Here is a 20,911-nt window from a genome sequence, read left to right on the forward strand (position 1 = left end):
GAGGCCGGAACAGGTCGGCGCTTAGTCGCGGTATTCGCACAGGTAAGCGGTATCCACCTTCACCTGCAGCTGGAACTTGCTGTCAGCCGGCACGTTGAACTTGTCACCGGCGTTGAAGGTTTCCCAGTTGTCGCTACCTGGCAGTTTCACGGTCAGCGCGCCCGATACCACATGCATGATCTCGCGCTTGGCAGTGCCGAATTCGTATTCGCCCGGAGCCATGACGCCGACAGTGGCCGGGCCTTCTTCGCCCGAGAATGCGATCGACTTGACGGTGCCGTTGAAGTACTCGTTGACCTGGAACATGGGCGACTCCTGAAAAGAGGTGCTGAAAAAGGGCTGGCCAGTATGCCCAAGCCCACAGGCGTCGTCATCTGCTATCAGGGGCTGCTGGCGGGCAGGGTCAACGGTAATAGCCGCGCCGTGTTTCGCGCATCTTCCAGGGCCCTGTGCTGCTGCCCGCAAAAGTGCATGCCGGCCAGTTGCAGGGCGCCGTTCAGGCCGGTGGGGCGCTGCAGGTGGCGGGCCTTGGCAAAGCGTTGCTTGAGGTTGATGTGCGGCAATGTGCGCAGCAGGCTGTCGAGGCTGTGCTGCTGCCACTCCTGGTGCAGTTGCTGGCGGTCGTAGTCGCCCCAGCTGACCCAGGCCTGAAGCTGCCCGCGGTGGTGCCCCAGCCAGCGCTCGAAGCTTGCCCACACCTCGCGAAACGGCGCGGCGCTGTCCACGTCGGCCTGGCTGATGTGGGTCAGCTCACGGCAGAACGGGGTCAGCTGCGGCCGCCGCCGTGGCTTTACAAAACGCTGGAAATGGTCGACCTCGCGGCCTTCGCGGGTAACCAGGCTTGCGCCGATTTCAATGACTTCCATCTCTGTAACCGGCCACCCACCATCGTCGGTGGTGGCTTCCAGGTCGATCACCAACCAATGGCCCATACCAGGCTCCCCTGCAGATCCTGCTAGAGCGTAGCCAATGTCCGGGCATACGGCATCCTATGGCATTTTGCCGCCTGCTTTGGCACAAAGAGCAGGCGTCAGTAGTTGTGTCGCCCCTGGAAAACGCCTAGCTTAAGCGCATACAGGCATAAACCGTGATGAGTGTCCGTCTTGACTCCAGCGCCCGGCCTCAAGGCCTTGTCCACCCTGATGCTGCTGGCCGTGTTCTGGTTGGCGGCACCGGTATGGGCTGGCGAGGCGGTTGAAGTGAAGATTGGCGCAGCCCATTTCCCGCCTTACACAGTGCGCCCCGAGCAAGGTGCCGATACCGGTTTGCTGCCGCAGTTGGTCGATGCACTCAACCGGGCGCAGCAGCACTATCACTTCGTTCTGGTGCCTACGTCTATCCAGCGGCGCTTCGGTGACTTCCAGCAGGGCCGCACCGACATGGCGATTTTCGAGAACCCACAATGGGGCTGGGAGCAGATTGCCCATCAGACCGTGGACATGGGCCTGGAAGATGCCGAAGTGTTCGTCGCCCGCAAGGCAAACGGCAATGATCCGCATTATTTCGATGACCTGCGCGGCAAACGCCTGGCCTTGTTCAACGGCTACCACTACGCGTTTGCGAGCTTCAACGCTGACCCGGACTACCTGCGCAAGACATACAACGCGACCCTGACCTATTCCCACGACAGCAACCTGCTGATGGTGCAGGCCGGCCGCGCCGATATTGCCCTGGTCACGCGTTCCTACCTCAGTGATTTCCTGGCACGCAACCCGGCGAGCAGGGCGCATTTGGTGCCTTCGCAACGCATTGACCAGGTCTATCACCACTACGCCTTGCTGCGCCCGGGGGCGCCTATCGGCGAGCAGTCGTTCGCTGCCCTGCTGCGTGGCCTGCGTGACAGCGGTGAACTGGCGCGCATCTTCGAGCCGTACCGAATCAAGGTGGCTGCACCGCAAGACTAAATTCCCGTGTTGCGGCAACGTTCCCTGCAGTGTGCCTTTTCTTCATTTTCGTGAGTCAAGCCCATGCCGTTCGATGCCGCTTCGCAGCCACAGTCACCGCCACGCTGGCGCAGCCTCAGTGCCGAGGAGGGCGACAGCTGGTTAAGCCTGGCCCTTGAAGGCCGCCCCCTGATCCAGTTGCGACTGGAGGTTGGCGCTTCTCTGCACGTTCACCTTGAGCGCTTTTGCCCCGAGCGCCCCTACCAAGCCTTGTGGGCCGCCTGTTATTGGTTGTTGTCGCGCGATACGGCCTGCCAGCGCCTGACCTGGCACCTGCCCGAAGTGTTGCCGCAGGCGTTGGCCAGTGGCCTGCTGCTGGCCGGTGAACAGCCTGGCCAGTACCTGTGCGAGCGCGCACTGTTCTGGCAACTGCCGCAGCCGTGGCTGGGCGAGTCGGTTGCCGGGGTATATCCGCAGCAGATGCAGATCAGCAACGGCAAGCGTCACCCGCGCCGGGCGCCCAAGCCGCGGGGCGAAGTGTACCGGCGCTTCGATGCGCGCTTGGGCAGTTGGGTATCGCTGCGTACCCTGGAGATCGAGCATGACCTGGAGCGTTTCAACCGCTGGCAGAACAACCCTCGCGTGGAGGCGTTCTGGCAGGAGGGTGGCACGCTGGAGCAGCACCGCGAATACTTGGCCAAGCTCGAAGCCGACCCGCATACGTTGACGTTGATCGGTTGTTTCGATGACGAGCCGTTTGCCTACTTCGAGGCGTACTGGGCCAAGGAGGACCGCATTGCCCCCTTCTACCCGGCCGATGACTACGACCGTGGTATCCATATGCTGGTGGGAGAGGAGAGCCACCGAGGGCCGCACAAGGTGGCCAGCTGGCTATCGGCGTTGGTGCACTACCTGTTCCTGGATGACCCGCGCACCCAGCGGGTGGTGGCCGAGCCGCGCGCCGACAATGGCAAGATGATTGGCTACATGCACGACCAATGTTTCCATTGCGACAAGGAGTTCGACTTTCCTCACAAGCGGGCGGCGTTGATGATTCTGGGGCGGGAGCGGTTTTTCGATCGTTGCAAGCTGACGTAGGGGCTAGTGTGGTGTTTCACAAATAACGACCATAACTCGCGGCGCTTTTTGCGCTCATGCGGCGTTGTCGCTCCTCGCCGTAGCTGGGCTACGACTCGTCGCGACGCCTTGCCTGAACGCAAAAATCGCTCGCGAGTTATTGGCCGTATTTGCAAAACACCACACTAGCGCTGCAAGCAAAAGCGAGAGCGATCCAGGTTCGCTCTCGCGTTTGCTTGCAGCCATCTTCAGGCCTGCCGACTGGCCGTCTTGCGACAATGCACCAGCGCATCGCGGATCATGAAGTTGACCAAGGTCGGCGATACGCCCAGTTCCTTGGCAATGTCCTTCTGCGGCACGCCATTAAGGCGGTACATCTCGAAAGCATAGCGGGTGCGCGGCGGCAGTTCGTTCAAGGCCTCCGCGATGTCATTCAGCGCGGCGCGGTTGATGTGGGTGGCTTCGGGCGAGGCGTTCTGCACCACCACGTTCATGCCTTCCTCCTCACTACCGGAGTACTTCAGCTCCATCGCCTGCTTGCGATAGTGGTCAATCGCCAGGTTGCGCACGATCTGGAACAGGTAGCTCAGCTGGGCCTTGAACGATGAGGTGATCTGCGGGGCGGTGCTGAGCCGGAAAAAGGCATCCTGTACCACGTCCTCAGCCCGCGAACGGCAGCCTGTGATGCGGGCGGCGATCTTGACCAGGATGCTGCGGTTGTCGACGAAGGCCTGCAGTAATGGTGAATCGCACTTACTTGTGGATAGTTGTTCCGCCATGGAAATCACCTTGTCACAGAGGGGAGAGGAGGCGCCCAAGGTTGGGAAGCTTCCTACGACGTGCGACAAACTATTCAAGATGATAATAATTGTCAAATGCGAAATGTAATTAGTATCTGTGGGTTTCAGTTCTAAAGCGCGGTTGGCTTTGGGGGTATGCCTTATCAACCCTTAAAGCCTGACCTGCCCGCTAATTTCTCTCCCTGCCCATCCGTTCCCCTGTGTACATCCCCGGTCGCATACGTTGCCCGCCCACGTTAGCGGAGCAGCTGTCAGACCTAACCAGACACTGGCAGGAACACCCAATGACGGACGCCTTCGAACTCCCGCTCTCGCTGGTCCAGGCCCTGGCGCAACGCGCCGCGCAGACCCCGGACAGGATTGCCCTGCGCTTTCTCGCCGACACGCCCGGTGAGCAGGCCGTGCTCAGCTACCGGGACCTCGACCAGCGTGCACGCACCATCGCCGCCGCCTTGCAGGCGCGCGCCAGCTTCGGTGACCGTGCCGTGCTGTTGTTCCCCAGCGGGCCAGATTACGTGGCGGCGTTCTTCGGCTGCCTGTATGCGGGCGTGATCGCGGTGCCGGCCTACCCGCCGGAGTCCGCGCGCCAGCAGCACCAGGAGCGTTTGCTGTCGATCATCGATGACGCCGAGCCGCGCCTGCTGCTGACCGTGGCGGCGCTGCACGACAGCCTGCAGGGCCTGGAAGCCCTGGCGGCGGACAATGCCCCCCAACTGCTGGCAGTGGATGGCTTGGACCCGGCCTTGGCTGCGAACTGGCGTGAACCCGTGCTCAAGGGCGATGACATCGCCTTCCTGCAGTACACCTCCGGCTCCACCGCGCTGCCCAAGGGCGTGCAGGTCAGCCATGGCAACCTGGTGGCCAACGAGCAACTGATCCGCCAAGGCTTTGGTATCGACCTCAACCCCGACGATGTGATCGTCAGCTGGCTACCGCTGTACCATGACATGGGCCTGATCGGCGGCCTGCTGCAGCCGATCTTCAGTGGCGTGCCTTGCGTGCTGATGTCGCCGGGGTACTTTCTGGCCCGGCCGTTGCGCTGGTTGCAGGCCATCAGCGAATACGGTGGCACCATCAGCGGCGGGCCCGACTTCGCTTATCGCCTGTGCAGCGAGCGGGTCAGCGAGGCTTCGCTGGCCGGGCTCGACCTGAGCCGCTGGCGCGTGGCCTATTCCGGCTCCGAGCCGATCCGCCAGGACAGCCTGGCCACCTTCGCCGACAAGTTCCAGGCCTGTGGCTTCGACCCGCAGAGCTTCTTCGCCAGTTATGGCCTGGCCGAAGCCACCCTGTTCGTTAGCGGCAGCCGTCGTGGCCAGGGTATCGCCGCGCTTGAGCTGGATGCCAAAGCCTTCGCCGCCAACCGCGCCGAACCCGGCACTGGCAGCGTGCTGATGAGTTGCGGCTTCCCGCAGCCGGGGCACGCGGTACGCATCGTCGAGCCGCAACAGTTGCAAGTGCTGGGCGACAACCAGGTGGGGGAAATCTGGGCAGGCGGCCCGAGCATCGCCCGGGGCTACTGGCGCAACCCAGAAGCCAGCGCTCGAACCTTCGTCGAAATGGACGGCCAGACCTGGCTGCGTACCGGCGACCTGGGCTTCATGCGTGACGGCGAGGTATTCGTCACCGGGCGCCTGAAGGACATGCTGATCGTGCGTGGGCAAAACCTGTACCCACAAGACCTGGAGAAAACCCTCGAGCGCGAAGTTCAGGTGCTGCGCAAAGGCCGTGTGGCAGTGTTCGCCGTCGAGCACCAAGGCGAGGAGGGCATCGGTGTCGCGGTGGAGATCAGCCGCAACGTGCAAAAGGCACTCAAGCCCCAGGACCTGATCAAGACCCTGCGCCAGGTCGTCGCCGACGCCTGCCGACAGGCCCCGGCCGTGGTCCTGCTGCTGAACCCCGGCGCGCTGCCGAAGACCTCCAGCGGCAAGTTGCAGCGCTCTGCCTGCCGGCTGCGCATGGACGATGGCAGCCTGGACTGCTATGCCCGTTTCCCTGAGGTGAGCGAAGCCGGTACCCGTGCATCCCCTGGCGACGAGCTGCAAGCACGCATCGCCGCTGTGTGGCGCGACATCCTCAAGGTAGAGGCGGTGGTCGCGGACGACCACTTCCTGCTGCTGGGCGGTAACTCCATCGCAGCCACCCAGGCCACAGCGCGCCTGGCCGATGAGTTGGGTATCGACCTGAGCCTGCGTACCCTGTTCGAGGCGCCGGTACTGGCCGACTACAGCAAGGCTGTGGCACAGATCATCGCCGATGGCGCTGCAGCCACCACGGCCATCGCCACGCTGGAGCGCGCCCGGGCGTTGCCCCAGTCGCTGGCGCAAAACCGCTTGTGGCTGCTGTGGCAGCTGGAACCGCAATCAGCGGCCTACAACATTCCCGCCGGCTTGCACCTGCGTGGCGAGCTGGATGTCAATGCTCTGCAAGTGAGCTTCCAGGCACTGGTGGCGCGCCATGAATCGCTGCGTACTGTGTTCAGCGAAGAGAATGGCCAGGCGCTGCAGCGTATCCTGCCTCAACAGCCGTTCAGCCTGCACCGCCTGGACCTTGAAGGGCACTCGCCCGAGCAGGTCGCCGCGCTGCGGGAAACCGAGGCCCGCCAGCCGTTCGACCTCACCCAGGGCCCGCTGCTGCGGGTAACCCTGGTGCGCCTGGGCGACGAAGAGCATCAGCTGTGGGTGACCCTGCACCACATCGTTGCTGACGGCTGGTCGCTGAACATCCTGCTCGAAGAATTCGCCAAGCTGTATGCCGCTCGCTGCCAAGGCCTGGAGGCCAACCTGGCGCCGCTGCCCCTGGGGTACGCCGACTACGGCAGCTGGCAGCGGCAATGGCTGGCTGACGGTGAAGCCGAACGCCAGTTGCAGTACTGGAAGGCACACCTTGGTGGTGAGCTGCCGGCGCTCGACCTGTGCACTGACCACCCGCGCGCCAGCCAGCGCGAGCACAGCGCTGCGCGCTTCAACCTCAAGGTGCCGGCCAGGCTTGGCGAAGCGCTCAAGAGCCTTGCCCACCAGCAGCAGGCCAGCCTGTTCATGGTCCTGCTGGCAGGTTGGCAGGCGCTGCTGCAGCGCTACAGCGGCCAGGCCGATATCCGCGTCGGCGTGCCCAACGCCAGCCGCTTGCGCCTGGAAACCCAAGGCATGGTCGGTTTCTTCATCAATACGCAGGTGCTGCGCGCGCAATTCGATGGCCGTCACTCGTTTACCCAGTTGCTGACCCAGGTACGACAGGCCACGTTGCAAGCCCAGGCTAATCAGGACCTGCCCTTCGAACAGCTTGTCGAAGCCCTGAAAGATGCGCGCGAACAGGGCCTGTTCCAGGTCATGTTCAACCACCAGCAACGCGACCTGTCAGCCCTGCGGCGTCTGCCGGGGCTGTTGGCCGAAGAGCTGGCGTGGCACAGCCGCGAAGCCAAGTTCGACTTGCAGTTGCACAGTGAGGAGGACCATCTGGGCCGCCTGAGCCTGGCCTTCGACTACGCCACGGAGCTGTTCGAAGCCAGCACCGTCGAACGTCTGGCCCATCACCTGCTGGCGCTGCTGGAACAGGTGTGTGCCGCGCCGCAGCAGGCGCTGGGCGACGTGCAACTGCTGGATGAGCCCGGCCGTGCGCAGCTGCTGGGTTGGGGCCAGGCACCGGCCGCCGCAGCGCAGCACCTGTTGGTCGAACAACTCAATGAGCAGGCACGCCTGACGCCGCAGCGCACCGCCCTGGTTTGGGACGGGGGCAGCCTGGATTACGCCGGGCTGCACCAGCAAGCCAACCGCCTGGCCCACTACCTGCGTGACAAAGGCGTCGGCCCCGATACCTGTGTGGCCATTGCCATCGAGCGCTCACCGCAATTGCTGGTCGGCCTGCTAGCCATTCTCAAGGCCGGCGGTGCCTACGTGCCGCTGGATGTCGATTACCCTGCCGAACGCCTGGCCTACATGCTGGCCGACTGCGACGCCCGGTTGCTACTGAGCCACAGCAGCCTGCTGGGCAAGCTGCCGCAGGTCGACGGTGTCAGCGCCATTGCCCTCGACCAGTTGCACCTGGACAGCTGGCCCAGCCATGCCCCCGGCCTGCACCTGCACGGCGACAACCTGGCCTACGTTATCTATACCTCCGGCTCCACCGGGCAGCCCAAGGGCGTAGGCAATACCCATGCGGCGTTGGCCGAGCGCCTGCAGTGGATGCAGACGACCTATGCGCTGAATGACAGCGACGTGCTGATGCAGAAAGCGCCGATCAGTTTCGACGTCTCGGTGTGGGAATGCTTCTGGCCGCTGGTCACCGGCTGCAAGCTGGTGCTCGCCGGCCCTGGTGAACACCGCGACCCGCAGCGTATCGCTGCCCTGGTGCAGGCTTATGGGGTGACTACGCTGCACTTTGTACCGCCGCTGTTGCAGGTGTTCGTCCAGGAGCCGCAGGCGGGGGCCTGCAGTAGCTTGCGCCGGGTGTTCTCGGGTGGCGAAGCGTTGTCCGCCACGCTGCGTGACCGCGTGCTGCAGGTGCTGCCGCAGGTGCAGCTGCACAACCGGTACGGCCCGACCGAAACCGCCATCAACGTCACCCACTGGCACTGTCAGGTGGTGGACGGCGAGCGCTCGCCCATCGGCCGCCCGCTGGGCAATGTGCTGTGCCGCGTGCTGGACGATGAGCTGGAACTGAGCGCCCCCGGTGTGCCGGGCGAACTGTACCTCGGTGGCGCGGGCCTGGCCCGTGGTTACCTGGGCCGCCCCGGCCTCACTGCCGAGCGCTTCGTACCCCAGGCCGACGGCAATGGTCAGCGTCTGTACCGCAGTGGCGATCGCGCCCGCTGGCAGGTTCAGCTGGAGGCCCTGGAATACCTTGGCCGCCTCGACCAGCAGGTCAAGGTGCGCGGTTTCCGCGTCGAGCCCGAGGAAGTGCAGGCCTGCCTGCTGGCACAGGCAGGTGTGGAACAGGCGCTGGTGCTGATCCACAAGGACGCCGTTGGCGCGCAACTGGTCGGCTATTACAGTGGCAGCGCCCAGCCTGCCGAGGTGCTGGCCGTACTGGCTGAGCAATTGCCAGCCTACATGGTGCCGGCGCAACTCATCCCTTTGGCACAGATGCCACTGGGCCCCAGCGGCAAGGTCGACCGCAAGGCACTCCCTGCTCCAGTGTGGCAGCAGCGTGAGCATGTCGAGCCACGAACCGAGCTGCAACAACAGGTCGCGGCCATCTGGCGCGACGTGTTGAATCTGCCGCGCATTGGCCTGCAGGACGACTTCTTCGCCCTCGGTGGCCACTCGTTGCTGGCTACCCAGATCGTTTCGCGCACCCGCCAGGCCTGCGATGTCGAGCTGCCGCTCAAGGCCCTGTTCGAAGCCAGCGAGCTGGGCGCCTTCTGTGCCGAAATCGCCCGCCTGCGCGCGGCCGGCGAGCGCAATCTGCAGGGTGCAATAACCCGTGTCGACCGCCGTCAGGCGGTGCCGCTGTCGTACTCGCAGCAGCGAATGTGGTTCCTCTGGCAGATGGAGCCGGACAGCCCGGCGTACAACGTAGGCGGCATGGCACGCCTGCGCGGCACCCTGCACGTGGACGCCTTCGAGCGTGCGCTGCAGGCGCTGATCGTGCGTCACGAAACCTTGCGCACCACGTTCCCCAGCATCGACGGCGTGCCGTACCAGTGCGTGGCCGAAGACAGCGGCCTGCATCTGGACTGGCAAGACTTCAGCGCTTTGTCAGACGATGCCTGCCAGCAACGTTTGCAACAACTGGCCGACGACCAGGCGCACCAGCCCTTCGACCTGGAGCGGGGGCCGCTGCTGCGCGCCTGCCTGGTCAAGGCCAACGAGCGCGAGCACTTCTTTGTGCTGACGCTGCACCACATCGTGACCGAAGGCTGGGCCATGGACATCTTCGCCCGCGAGCTGGGCGAGCTGTACGAAGCCTTTGTCGATGACCGCGAGTCGCCACTGGCGCCGCTGCCGGTGCAGTACCTGGACTACAGCGTGTGGCAACGGCAATGGCTGGAAAGCGGCGAGGGCGCTCGACAACTGGCCTACTGGAAGCACCGCCTGGGCGACGAGCACCCGGTGCTGGCGTTGCCTGCCGACCGCCCGCGTCCGGCAGTCCAGAGCCACCGTGGCGAGCTGTACCGCTTCGAACTCGATCCGGCACTGGTGGCCCGCGTGCATGCTTTCAATAGCCAGCGCGGCCTGACCCTGTTCATGACCATGACCGCCACCCTGGCCGCCTTGCTGCACCGCTACAGTGGCCAGCGCGACCTGCGTATCGGCGCGCCGGTGGCCAACCGCATCCGTCCGGAAAGCGAAGGCCTGATCGGCGCTTTCCTCAACACCCAGGTGCTGCGCTGCGAGCTGGACGGCCAGATGACCGCCAGCGCGCTGCTGGAGCAGATTCGCCAGGCTGCCATCGAAGGCCAGTCGCACCAGGACCTGCCGTTCGACCAACTGGTAGAGGCCCTGCAGCCCCCACGCAGCAGTGCCTACAACCCGCTGTTCCAGGTGATGTGCAACGTGCAGCGCTGGGCCTTCCAGCAAAGCCGCACGCTGGCCGGCATGCAGGTGGACTACCTGGTCAACGATGCCAGCGCCACCAAGTTCGACCTGTACCTGGAGGTGACCGACCTGGACGGCCGGCTGGGCTGCTGCCTGACCTACAGCCGCGACCTGTTCGACGCCCCGCGTATCGCGCGCATGGCCGAGCACTGGCAACAACTGCTGGTCGGTTTGCTCGACAACCCGCAACACCGCCTGTGCGAACTGCCAATGCTGAGCAGTGCCGAGCAACAAGTGCTTACAGGCCAATTGCAGGGCGAACACGATTTCGACCTTGGCCAGACCCTCCACGGTCTGTTCGCCGCCCAGGCCGCGCGCACGCCACAGGCTGGCGCGCTGACCTTCGCCGGCCAGCACTTGACCTACGCCGAACTCGACCAGCAGGCCAACCGCCTGGCGCGTGCCCTGCGCGAACGGGGTGTCGGCCCGCAGGTGCGCGTGGGCCTGGCGCTGGAGCGCTCGCTGGAAATGGTCGTCGGCCTGCTGGGCATCCTCAAGGCCGGCGGCGCCTATGTACCGCTCGACCCCGAGTACCCGCTCGACCGCCTGCGCTACATGATCGAAGATAGCCGCATCGGCTTGCTGCTCAGCCAGCGTGCGCTGCTGCACACCCTGGGCGAGCTGCCTGAAGGCGTGGCCAGCTGGAGCCTGGAGGACGATGCCGCCAGCCTGGCGGCCTACAGCGATGCGCCGCTGGACAACCTCAGCCTGCCGCAGCACCAGGCTTACCTGATCTACACCTCAGGCTCTACCGGCAAACCCAAGGGCGTGGTGGTCAGCCATGGCGAGTTCGCCATGCACTGCCAGGCCGTGATCGCTGCATTCGGCATGCGCAGCGATGACTGCGAGCTGCACTTCTATTCCATCAACTTCGACGCTGCCAGCGAGCGCCTGTGGGTGCCGCTGTTGTGTGGTGCGCGCGTGGTATTGCGCGCCCAGGGGCAGTGGGGCGCCGAGGACATCTGCCAGTTGGTGCGCGAGCAGCAGGTGAGCATTCTGGGCTTTACCCCCAGCTACGGCAGCCAGCTGGCGCAGTACCTGGGCGGGCGGGGCGAACAATTGCCGGTACGCCTGGTGATTACCGGGGGCGAGGCGCTGACCGGCGAGCACCTGCAGCGTATTCGCCAGGCCTTTGCGCCGCAGCAGTGCTTCAATGCCTACGGCCCGACCGAAACCGTGGTCATGCCGCTGGCGTGCCTGGCCCCAGAGGCCTTGCCAGCAGACCTTGGCAGCGTACCGATCGGCCGCGTCATCGGTAGCCGTACGGCCTACATCCTCGACGAGGATCTGGCCTTGTTGCCGCAAGGCGGTATTGGCGAACTGTACGTCGGCGGCGCCGGCCTGGCCCAGGGTTACCACGACCGGCCAGGCCTCACTGCCGAGCGCTTTGTCGCCGACCCGTTCAGTGCCGAAGGCGGGCGCCTGTACCGTACCGGCGACCTGGTACGCCTGGGTACTGATGGCCTGGTGGAGTATGTCGGCCGTGCCGACCAGCAGGTGAAGATCCGCGGCTTCCGCATCGAACTGGGCGAAATCGAGAGCCGCCTGCTAGCGCACGAGGATGTCGACGAGGCCGTCGTGCTGGCGCTGGACTTGCCGGGCGGCAAGCAGTTGGTGGGCTATCTGGTGTGCAGGCAGGCCACCGCCGTTAACGACGTGCAACAACTGCTGCGCGAAGCGGTGAAAGCCGATGCCCGCCAGCACCTGCCCGACTACATGGTGCCTGCGCACCTGGTGCTGCTCGATAGCCTGCCGCTGATGGGCAACGGCAAGCTCGACCGCCGTGCGCTGCCGCTGCCGGACCTTGAGCAGGCGCGCCAGCAATACCAGGCCCCTGGCAATGAGGTGGAAGCACAGTTGGCGCAGATCTGGCGCGAGGTGCTCAACGTTGCCCGGGTCGGCGTGCAGGACAACTTCTTCGAGCTGGGGGGCGACTCGATCCTGTCGATTCAGGTGGTCAGCCGCGCCCGGCAGGCCGGCTTGCAATTCACCCCGCGCGACCTGTTCCAGCATCAGACCATCCAGACCCTGGCAACTGTGGTTCAGCTCAGCGAAGCCGCGAGCACGGTGGAGCAGGGACTGCGCCAGGGCCAGGCCGGGTTGACGCCGATCCAGCACTGGTTCTTCGACAGTGACGTGCCACAGCCGCAACACTGGAACCAGGCTGTGCTGCTGGAGGTGCGCCAACCCTTGGTTGAGGCCACCCTTGAACAGGCATTGGCTGCGCTGGTGCAGCACCATGACAGCCTGCGCCTGCGCTTCAGCGACGCCCAGGGCCGCTGGCAGGCCCAGTACGTGCAGCCTGGCGCCGAGCAACTGCTGTGGAGCGCCACTGTCGCCGATTTCAATGATTGTCAGGCACTCTACACTGACGTGCAGCGCAGCCTGGACCTGCAACAGGGGCCGCTGCTGCGCGCCTTGCTGGTGCGTGACGGGCGGGGCACCCAGCGGTTGCTGCTGGCGATTCATCACCTGGTGGTTGATGGCGTGTCCTGGCGGGTGCTGCTGGAAGACCTGCAGGCGCTGTACCGTGGCCAGCCTCTGCCGGCCAAGACCCACGCCGTCGGCGACTGGGCCGCGCGCCTGGCCAGCTACGCCGGCAGCGATTCGCTGCGTGACGAACTGGCCTGGTGGCAAGGCCAGCTGGGCGGTGTGCGTCGCGAATTGCCGTGCGACCATCCGCAGGGCGGCAATTTGCATCGCCATGCTCAAACCCTGGCCATCGGCCTGGACGTGGAGCAAACCCGACAGCTGTTGCAACTGGCCCCGGCGGCTTACCACACCCAGGTCAACGACCTGCTGTTGACTGCACTGGCGCGGGCCTTGTACCGCTGGAGCGGCGATGAAGAAGTGCTGGTGCAGCTCGAAGGCCATGGCCGTGACGGGCTGTTCGAAGACATGGACCTGACCCGCAGCGTCGGCTGGTTCACCAATGCCTACCCATTGAGCCTGCGTCCGCTGCCAGGTGAAGACGACGCGGCGCGGGCCGGTTCGATCAAGCGCATCAAGGAACAACTGCGCCATGTACCGCACAAGGGCCTGGGCTACGGCGTACTGCGCTACCTGGCGGATGCCGCCGGGCGCGAGCAGATGGCGGCCTTGCCGCAGGCGCGCATCACCTTCAACTACCTGGGCCAGTTCGACCAGCAGTTCGACAGTACAGCCTTGTTCCAGCCCCTGGAGGCCCCGGCCGGGTTGGCGCATGACCTCGATGCGCCGTTGCCCAACTGGTTGAGCGTCGATGGCCAGGTGTATGGCGGTGCTCTGCAATTGCGCTGGACCTTCAGCGCCGAGCGCTACGACCAGCAGACCATCGCGGGTCTGGCTGAGGCCTATCGTCAGGAGCTGCTGGCGCTGGTCGCGCATTGCCTGGCCGATGGCAATGGCAGCTTCACCCCATCGGACTTCCCGCTGGCGCACCTGACTCAGGAGCAGATCGACGCATTGCCGGTCCCGGCCGCGCAGATCGAGGACGTTTACCCGCTGACGCCGATGCAGGAAGGCATGCTGCTGCACACCCTGCTGGAGCCGGGCACTGGCCTGTACTACATGCAGGACCGCTACCGTATCAACAGTGCCTTGGACCCTGAGCGTTTCGCCCAGGCTTGGCAGGCGGTGGTGGCGCGCCACGAAGCGTTGCGCGCATCGTTCAGCTGGAACAGCGGCGAGGCGATGCTGCAGATCATCCACAAGCCGGGCAACCTGGCGGTGGACTACCAGGACTGGCGCGGCATGGCCGACGATGCCCAGGAGCAGCGCCTGCAGGCCCTGCACAAGCAGGAGCGCGAGGCCGGCTTTGCCTTGCTCAGCGAGGCACCGTTCCACCTGCGCCTGGTGCGCGTGGCCGATGAACGCTACTGGTTCATGATGAGCAACCACCACATCCTTATCGATGCCTGGTGCCGCTCGCTGTTGATGAACGATTTCTTCGAGGTCTACCAGGCCCTTGGCGAAGGCCGTCAGGCCCAACTGCCGGTGCCGCCGCGTTACCGCGATTACATCGGTTGGCTGCAACGCCAGGGCCTGGACGACGCACGCGCCTGGTGGCAAGCCAACCTGGCTGGCTTCGAACGTGCCACAGCCATCCCGAGCGACCGCCCGCTGCGCCATGACCACGCCGGTAGCGGCATGGTCGTCGGCGATTGTTATACCCGCCTTGAGGTGAATGATGGCGTGCGTCTGCGCGAACTGGCCCAGGCCCATCAGCTCACCGTCAACACTTTCGCCCAGGCGGCCTGGGCCCTGGTGTTGGCGCGTTACAGCGGCGACCGCGATGTGGCCTTTGGCGTGACCGTGGCCGGGCGCCCGGTGAGCATGCCGCAGATGCAGCGCACCGTCGGCCTGTTCATCAACAGCGTGGCCCTGCGCGTGCAGTTGCCCGCGGCGGGTGAGCGCTGCAGTGTGCGCCAGTGGCTGCAGGGCCTGCTGCAAAGCAACATGGAACTGCGCGAGTACGAATACCTGCCGCTGGTGGCGATTCAGGCGTGCAGCGAGCTGCCCAAGGGCCAGCCGCTATTCGACAGCCTGTTCGTGTTCGAGAATGCGCCGGTTGAAACCGCCGTGCTCGATCACGCCCAGCACCTGAACGCCAGCTCCGACTCGGGCCGTACCCACACCAACTTCCCGCTGACGGCGGTGTGCTACCCGGGTGATGACCTGGGCCTGCACCTGTCTTTCGACCAGCGCTACTTCGACTGCCCGACCGTCGAGCGCCTGCTGGCCGAATTCAAGCGCCTGCTGCTGGCGCTGGTACAAGGTTTTGAAGGAGAGGTGAGCGAGCTACCGCTGCTGAGCGCCCAGGAGCAAGGCTTCCTGCTGGAGGACTGCAACCGGACCGAGCGGGTTTATCCGCTGGAACAGAGCTACATCGCGCAGTTCGAAGCGCAGGTCGTGGCGCATCCGCAGCGTACCGTGGCCCGCTGCCTGGAGGCCTCCTATGATTACGCCGGGCTGAACCTGGCGGCCAACCGCCTGGGCCATGCGCTGGTGGCTGCCGGGGTCTGCGTGGACCAGCCAGTGGCACTGCTTGCCGAGCGTGGGTTGCCGCTGCTGGGCATGATCGTCGGCAGCTTCAAGGCCGGCGCCGGCTACCTGCCGCTGGACCCGGGCCTGCCGGCGGCGCGCCTGCAAAGCATCATCCAGCTCAGCCGCACGCCAGTGTTGGTGTGCAGCGCGTCCTGCGCCGAGCAGGGGCGGCAGTTGCTCGGTGAGCTGGAGACTGCGCTGCGGCCGCAACTGCTGGTCTGGGAAGACGTCCAGGCCAACCCGATCGCAAGCCACAACCCGGGTATCCACAGTGGCCCGGACAACCTCGCCTACGTGATCTACACCTCAGGCTCGACCGGCCTGCCGAAAGGGGTGATGGTCGAGCAGCGCGGCATGCTCAACAACCAGCTGAGCAAGGTGCCTTACCTGGCGCTGAGCGAGCAGGACGTGATTGCCCAGACCGCTTCGCAAAGCTTCGACATCTCGGTCTGGCAGTTCCTGGCTGCGCCGCTGTTCGGCGCCAAGGTAGAGATCGTGCCTAACGCTATCGCCCATGACCCGCAGGGCCTGCTGGCGCACGTGCAGGCCACCGGCATCACCGTGCTGGAGAGCGTGCCGTCCCTGATCCAGGGCATGCTGGCCAGCGACCACCAGGCCCTCGACGGCCTGCGCTGGATGCTGCCGACCGGCGAGGCCATGCCACCGGAGCTGGCGGCGCAGTGGCTGCAGCGCTACCCGCAGATCGGCCTGGTCAATGCCTATGGGCCGGCGGAGTGCTCGGATGACGTGGCGTTCTTCCGCGTCGATGCCGCCTCGACCCAAGGCAGCTACCTGCCAATCGGCACGCCAACCGACAACAACCGCCTGTACCTGTTCGGCGAGGACCAGGCGCTGGTGCCGCTGGGTGCGGTGGGCGAGCTGTGCGTGGCTGGTACGGGTGTAGGCCGTGGCTACGTCGGTGACCCGGTGCGCACGGCGCTGGCATTCATCCCTCACCCTTACGGGGCGCCGGGCGAACGCCTGTACCGCACTGGCGACCTGGCGCGGCAACGCCCGGACGGTGTGCTGGAGTACGTCGGGCGCATCGACCATCAGGTGAAGATTCGCGGCTATCGCATCGAGCTGGGAGAAATCGAGGCCCGGCTGCATGAGCAGGCGGAAATTCGCGATGCTGCCGTGGCGGTGCAGGAGGGTGTGAACGGCAAGCATCTGGTTGGCTACCTGGTGGCGCACCAAGGCGTCAGTGCCGATGCCGCGTTGCTGGAGCAGGTCAAGCAACGACTGCGTGCCGAGTTGCCGGAGTACATGGTGCCCTTGCACTGGGGCTGGTTCGACAGCTTGCCGCACAACGCCAACGGCAAACTCGACCGCAAGGCCCTGCCAGCCATCGACATCGGCGGCCAGTACAGTCAGGCCTATCAGGCGCCACGCAACGAATTGGAGGACGTGTTGGCGGGTATTTGGGCCGATGTGCTCAAAGCCGAGCGGGTGGGGGTGCACGACAACTTCTTCGAGCTGGGCGGGCATTCGCTGCTGGCCACGCAGATCGCTTCGCGGGTGCAGAAGCAGCTACAGCTGAACGTGCCGCTGCGGGCGATGTTCGAGTGCAGCACGGTGGAGGCGTTGGCCGAGTATGTTCAGGGGCTGCAGGGCAGTGCGCTGGATGATGACAAGGTCGACCGGCTCAGTGACCTGATGGCTGAACTGGAGGGGCTGTGATGGGCAGGGGCGCTTGGCGCCCCCTCTCAATGGCCAACCACTCCCGATCAGCGTAGGAGCGGGTTTACCCGCGAATACAGTGGCGGCGGCAACGGTGAACGGCTGGTGGAAATTGGCCAGCAGGTCCGGCCCTTTCGCGGGTAAACCCGCTCCTACGCCCGACCGCGCAGGCCTTGCGATCACGTGCCTGGCGTACAATCCAGCCGTTAGCGCGAGCCCCGTAGGAGCGGGTTCACCCGCGAACACCGGCGTAGCCGGTGCCATGCCCCGCGTCACCTGCTTCGCGGAGCTCGATCTTTGCCCCACCACATGCACTAGCGCTTGCCCAGAATCTTCCCCAGCATCTCCGGCCGTGGTGCCCCTTGCTGGCTTTGCAGGTTGCCTTGCTCATCCTGATAGAAAATGGCTGGGGTCGCCTGCAACCCCATCTCTTCCATCAACGCCATGTTCGCCGCCAGTTTCTGTTGCACAGCCTCTGGCACCTGTTCCAGCGCCTTCAGGGTGCTGGCCTTGCCGGCCTTCTCATGCTGTTGCAGTGCCTTGGACGGGTCTTTCGCCGCCAGCAGTGCCGCTGACTTGCCCGGGCTGTCCTCGCGGATGATGCCGACCATGATATGGCGCAACTGCACCTTGCCCGACTCTACCCACGGCCGCGCCTGTTCCCAGAACATGTTGCAGTAGGGGCAGTTCGGGTCGCTGAACAGGTACACCTTGCGCGGCGCGTCGGCCTTGCCATCGGCGATCCACGCGGTCTTTTCCATTTTCGCCCAGATTTCCTTGCTCATCGGCGCGTATACCAGCTTTTGCAGCGGCTCGGCGCTCAGGTCCTTGCCCTGTTCGTCGAACAGGCTGCCGACCAGCACGTGCTTGCCGTCGGGGGTCAGGTACAGGGCCAGGGCGTTGTTCTGGTACTCGGCGGCATAACCGCGCAGGCCGTTGGGCGCATCGAAGCTGCCCTTGATCACGGCGCCTTTGGCTTGCAGCTGCTGAACCGCTTTGGGCAGTTCTTCGGCTTGCAGGGCAGGGGCGGCCAGCAGGGCCAGGGACAGGGGCAGCAGTGCAGTCAATCGCATGTCAGTTTCCTTGTGCGGCAGGGGCGGGCGCAATGGCCCGGTCGAAAGGTTCCAGGGCGTGGCGCAGGCTGGCCCGGGACAGTTCGCCCAGGTGGCTGCCGACCAGCCGCCCGTTGGCGTCGTAGAACAGGGTGGTGGGCAAGGCCATGGAGCCGACACGCTGGGCCAGCAGGCCGGTGCCGTCGAACAGCACGTGGGTCAGGCTCAGGCCGGTGGTGGCGAGGAAGGTGCTGACGTTTTCCGGGGTCTCGCCCTGGTTGACGAACAGGAAGGTCACGTGCGGGTAATCGCTTTGTGCCTGTTGCAGCACTGGCATCTCACGCCGACACGGCGGGCACCAGGTGGCCCAGATGTTGATGACCAGCGGCTTGCCGCGGTAGCTGTGCAATGCCACGGCCTGGCCGCCGGCGTTGCGCAGGCTCAGTTCGGGCAGTTCGGTGCCTTTGCTGTACAGGTGGCCGCCGAGGCTGGCCAGGCCCCAGAACAGTGCGCCGCTGAACAGCGCCCAGCCTAGCGGGCGGCGCAGGCCGGGGTGGCGCCAGCCCTGCCACAGGGCTCCGAGCACGATGCCCGCAAGGCCCGACCAGAACAGGAAGCCGCCGTCACGGATGTCGATGATTTGCAGCGGGTCGTCCCGGTACATCGGCCAGTAGGCCAGTACGAAGCCGGCGCGGGCACACAGCAGGCCGATCAGGAACAGGTTGAACAGCGCCGATTCCGGGCTCTCGCCGCCACGTCGGGCGACCCACCAGCCGACCACGCTGGCGATCACCAGGGCGGTGAGCATCAGCAGGTGGTTGAGGGCCATGGTCAGTGGCCCGAGTGTTACGGTCAGCATCAGCCTTGGCTCCTGGTCTGGACCCAGTGTTGCTGGAACGCTGCTGCGTCCACCTCACCGGTGATACGCCGCGCGCGGCGTTCTTCGCCATCCGGGCCGATCCAGATGATGCTGGGCGGGCCGGGTACCTGGTAGCGCTGCAGCAGGGCTTTGCTGGCCGGGCTGTCGGCGGTCACGTCCAGGCGCAGCAGGTGCACGCCGGCCAGGCCGGTCTGCACGTCGCTGCGGGCGAACACCTGTTTTTCCATGACTTTGCACGACACGCACCAGTCGGCATAGTAGTCGAGCATCACCCACTGGCCGCGGGCCTTGGCCGCGTCCAGCTCACGTTGCAGGTCCTCGGGGCGGCTGACGGTGACGAAGCTGTCCTCGGCATGCTGGCCAGCGGCCGCTGTGCTGCCACCCCCGGCGAACGGGCGTAGTGGCTGCCAGAGGTCGTCGCCGCCTGCTGCCGCACCGACCAGCAACAGGCCGCCCCACAGCGCGCCCAACAGCGGTACGGCGCGCAACGCCGGCAGCCGCTGCAGGGCTGGCCAGGCAGCCCAGGCCAAGGCGATCAGCCAGGCGCCGCTCAGTGCCAGCAGCAAGGTAGCAGGCAGCAGGCTGCGCACGGTGTACAGCGCCATGGCCAGGAACACGAAACCGAACACACCCTTGACCCGGTTCATCCACGCACCCGGGCGCGGCAGATAACGGTTGCCCAGGGTTACCAGCAACAGCAGCGGCACGCCCATGCCCAGGCCGAGGCTGAACAGCACCAGCGCGCCTTGCAGCACGTCACCGCTCTGCGCGATGTACAGCAGCGCACCGGCCAACGGCGCAGTCATGCACGGGCCGAGCAACAGGCCGGACAATGCCCCGAGCAGTGCCGCGCCATACAGGTTGCCGCCACGGGTACCTTGCCCGGCGCGGTCCAGGCGGTCGCGCAGGGCGGCAGGCAGTTGCAGTTCGAAGACGCCGAACATCGGCAGTGCCAGCAGCACGAACAGCCCTGCCAGGCTGCCCAGCAGCCAGGGTTGCTGCAGCCAGGCCTGCAGGCTGGCACCCAGCAGGGCAGCAACCACCCCGAGCCCGGCGTACACCAGGGCCATGCTCAGCACATAGACCCCGGCCAGCAGCCAGCCGCGCCGGGCACTGGCGCCATTGCCCAGCACCAGCCCGGCAAGGATCGGCAGCATCGGCAGCGAGCAGGGGGTGAAGGCCAGCAGCAGCCCAAGGCCGAAGAACGCCAGCAGGCTCCATGCCAGGTGGCCTTGCTGAAGGCCGCTGGCCAGGGCCTGGTCGCTGGCTTGCTCGGCGGCGGGCGTTACGCTGCCACCCAAGTCGATCGAGGTGGTTTGCGGCGGGTAGCATAGGCCGGCATCGGCACAGCCCTGCCAGCCCAGGCGCAACTGACCCTGGGCGTTGGCAGGCAATAGCAGTTCAAGCTGGTCGCGGTACACCGCGCTGTCGCCAAAGAACTCGTCGTGATGGTTGAGTGCCGGTGGCAGTTGCGGGTGTTGCTCGGTGGGCAGGCCATCGAACTTCAGGCGCTTCTGGTACAGGTAGTAGCCCGGCTTGATCTGGAAGTACAGGCGCATCTGGCCGTCGGCCTGGCGGTCGTGGGTGAGCACGAAGGCTTGGTCAACCGGCAGGAAGTCTGGTTTCACATCGAACGGGTTGGCTTGCAACGGGCCGGCCAGTAGGAGTGTGAGGAAGAGCAGGAGAACGCGCATGTCTTCGCCTTGGCAGATCTGGGAATGGGGCCATGCTGGCTGGGGTTGATTAAATGAAGGTTAACGCGGGTGTTGGGGTTGGGGGTGAGTCAGGAGTAGTAAGAGTTTGTTCTGGGTTTGCAGGGTCTTTGTTGTTGGATTTTCGAGGGGGCGGTGTTGGAATTTTGAGGGGACGGCGTTGGAATTTTGAGGTGTTTGCCGGGGGATTTTCAGCGCCTGCGAGATCGAGCGCCGCCCGCGCGGCGCTTCGCGGGTAAACCCGCTCCTACGTTTGTTTCGGGCCAATT

At 65.3% G+C, this 20,911-nt stretch carries 9 protein-coding genes; 3 read left to right on the forward strand and 6 right to left on the reverse strand.

Features of this window, described 5'->3' with window-relative positions; genetic code table 11:
* Positions 1 to 21 precede the first annotated feature (21 nt).
* Positions 22 to 306: a pyrimidine/purine nucleoside phosphorylase gene (gene ppnP, locus V7787_RS46930; RefSeq protein WP_003254278.1), complete on the reverse strand. Its 285-nt coding sequence runs from the start codon at positions 304 to 306 to the stop codon at positions 22 to 24.
* A gap of 74 nt (positions 307 to 380) precedes the next feature.
* A complete protein-coding gene (locus tag V7787_RS46935; RefSeq protein WP_064493228.1) occupies positions 381 to 932 on the reverse strand; it encodes an exonuclease domain-containing protein in 552 nt (183 codons plus the stop codon).
* A gap of 171 nt (positions 933 to 1,103) precedes the next feature.
* Here V7787_RS46935 and V7787_RS46940 point away from each other — a divergent pair, with 171 nt between their 5' ends.
* Both V7787_RS46940 and V7787_RS46945 read left to right on the forward strand, forming a co-directional pair.
* A complete protein-coding gene (locus tag V7787_RS46940; protein WP_064493227.1) occupies positions 1,104 to 1,904 on the forward strand; it encodes a substrate-binding periplasmic protein in 801 nt (266 codons plus the stop codon).
* 63 nt (positions 1,905 to 1,967) lie between these two features.
* Positions 1,968 to 2,981 (forward strand): GNAT family N-acetyltransferase, encoded by a 1,014-nt coding sequence (locus tag V7787_RS46945; protein ID WP_064493226.1) that lies wholly within the window; start codon positions 1,968 to 1,970, stop codon positions 2,979 to 2,981.
* A 227-nt stretch (positions 2,982 to 3,208) separates the two neighbouring features.
* Here V7787_RS46945 and V7787_RS46950 read toward each other — a convergent pair whose 3' ends face one another.
* The gene (locus V7787_RS46950; RefSeq protein ID WP_010954997.1) at positions 3,209 to 3,739 is read right to left on the reverse strand and encodes an RNA polymerase factor sigma-70; all 531 of its coding nucleotides are present in this window, start codon (positions 3,737 to 3,739) and stop codon (positions 3,209 to 3,211) included.
* A gap of 305 nt (positions 3,740 to 4,044) precedes the next feature.
* Between V7787_RS46950 and V7787_RS46955 the strand changes: the two genes are divergently transcribed.
* A complete protein-coding gene (locus V7787_RS46955) occupies positions 4,045 to 16,998 on the forward strand; it encodes a non-ribosomal peptide synthetase (protein WP_336094622.1) in 12,954 nt (4,317 codons plus the stop codon).
* A 314-nt stretch (positions 16,999 to 17,312) separates the two neighbouring features.
* Here V7787_RS46955 and dsbG read toward each other — a convergent pair whose 3' ends face one another.
* The 3 genes from dsbG to dsbD are packed head-to-tail and all read right to left on the reverse strand — an operon-like array spanning position 17,313 to position 20,624.
* The gene (gene dsbG / locus V7787_RS46960) at positions 17,313 to 18,071 is read right to left on the reverse strand and encodes a thiol:disulfide interchange protein DsbG (protein WP_003254270.1); all 759 of its coding nucleotides are present in this window, start codon (positions 18,069 to 18,071) and stop codon (positions 17,313 to 17,315) included.
* A 1-nt stretch (position 18,072) separates the two neighbouring features.
* Complete coding sequence (locus tag V7787_RS46965) at positions 18,073 to 18,909, reverse strand: TlpA disulfide reductase family protein (protein WP_047604132.1); 837 nt, start codon at positions 18,907 to 18,909, stop codon at positions 18,073 to 18,075.
* Positions 18,909 to 20,624, reverse strand: coding sequence for a protein-disulfide reductase DsbD (gene dsbD / locus V7787_RS46970; protein ID WP_064493224.1), 1,716 nt, complete (start codon positions 20,622 to 20,624; stop codon positions 18,909 to 18,911). The genes V7787_RS46965 and dsbD overlap by 1 nt, the downstream gene beginning before the upstream one ends.
* Between the last annotated feature and the right edge of the window lie 287 nt (positions 20,625 to 20,911).

It is taken from the genome of Pseudomonas sp. CGJS7 (genome assembly GCF_036961695.1).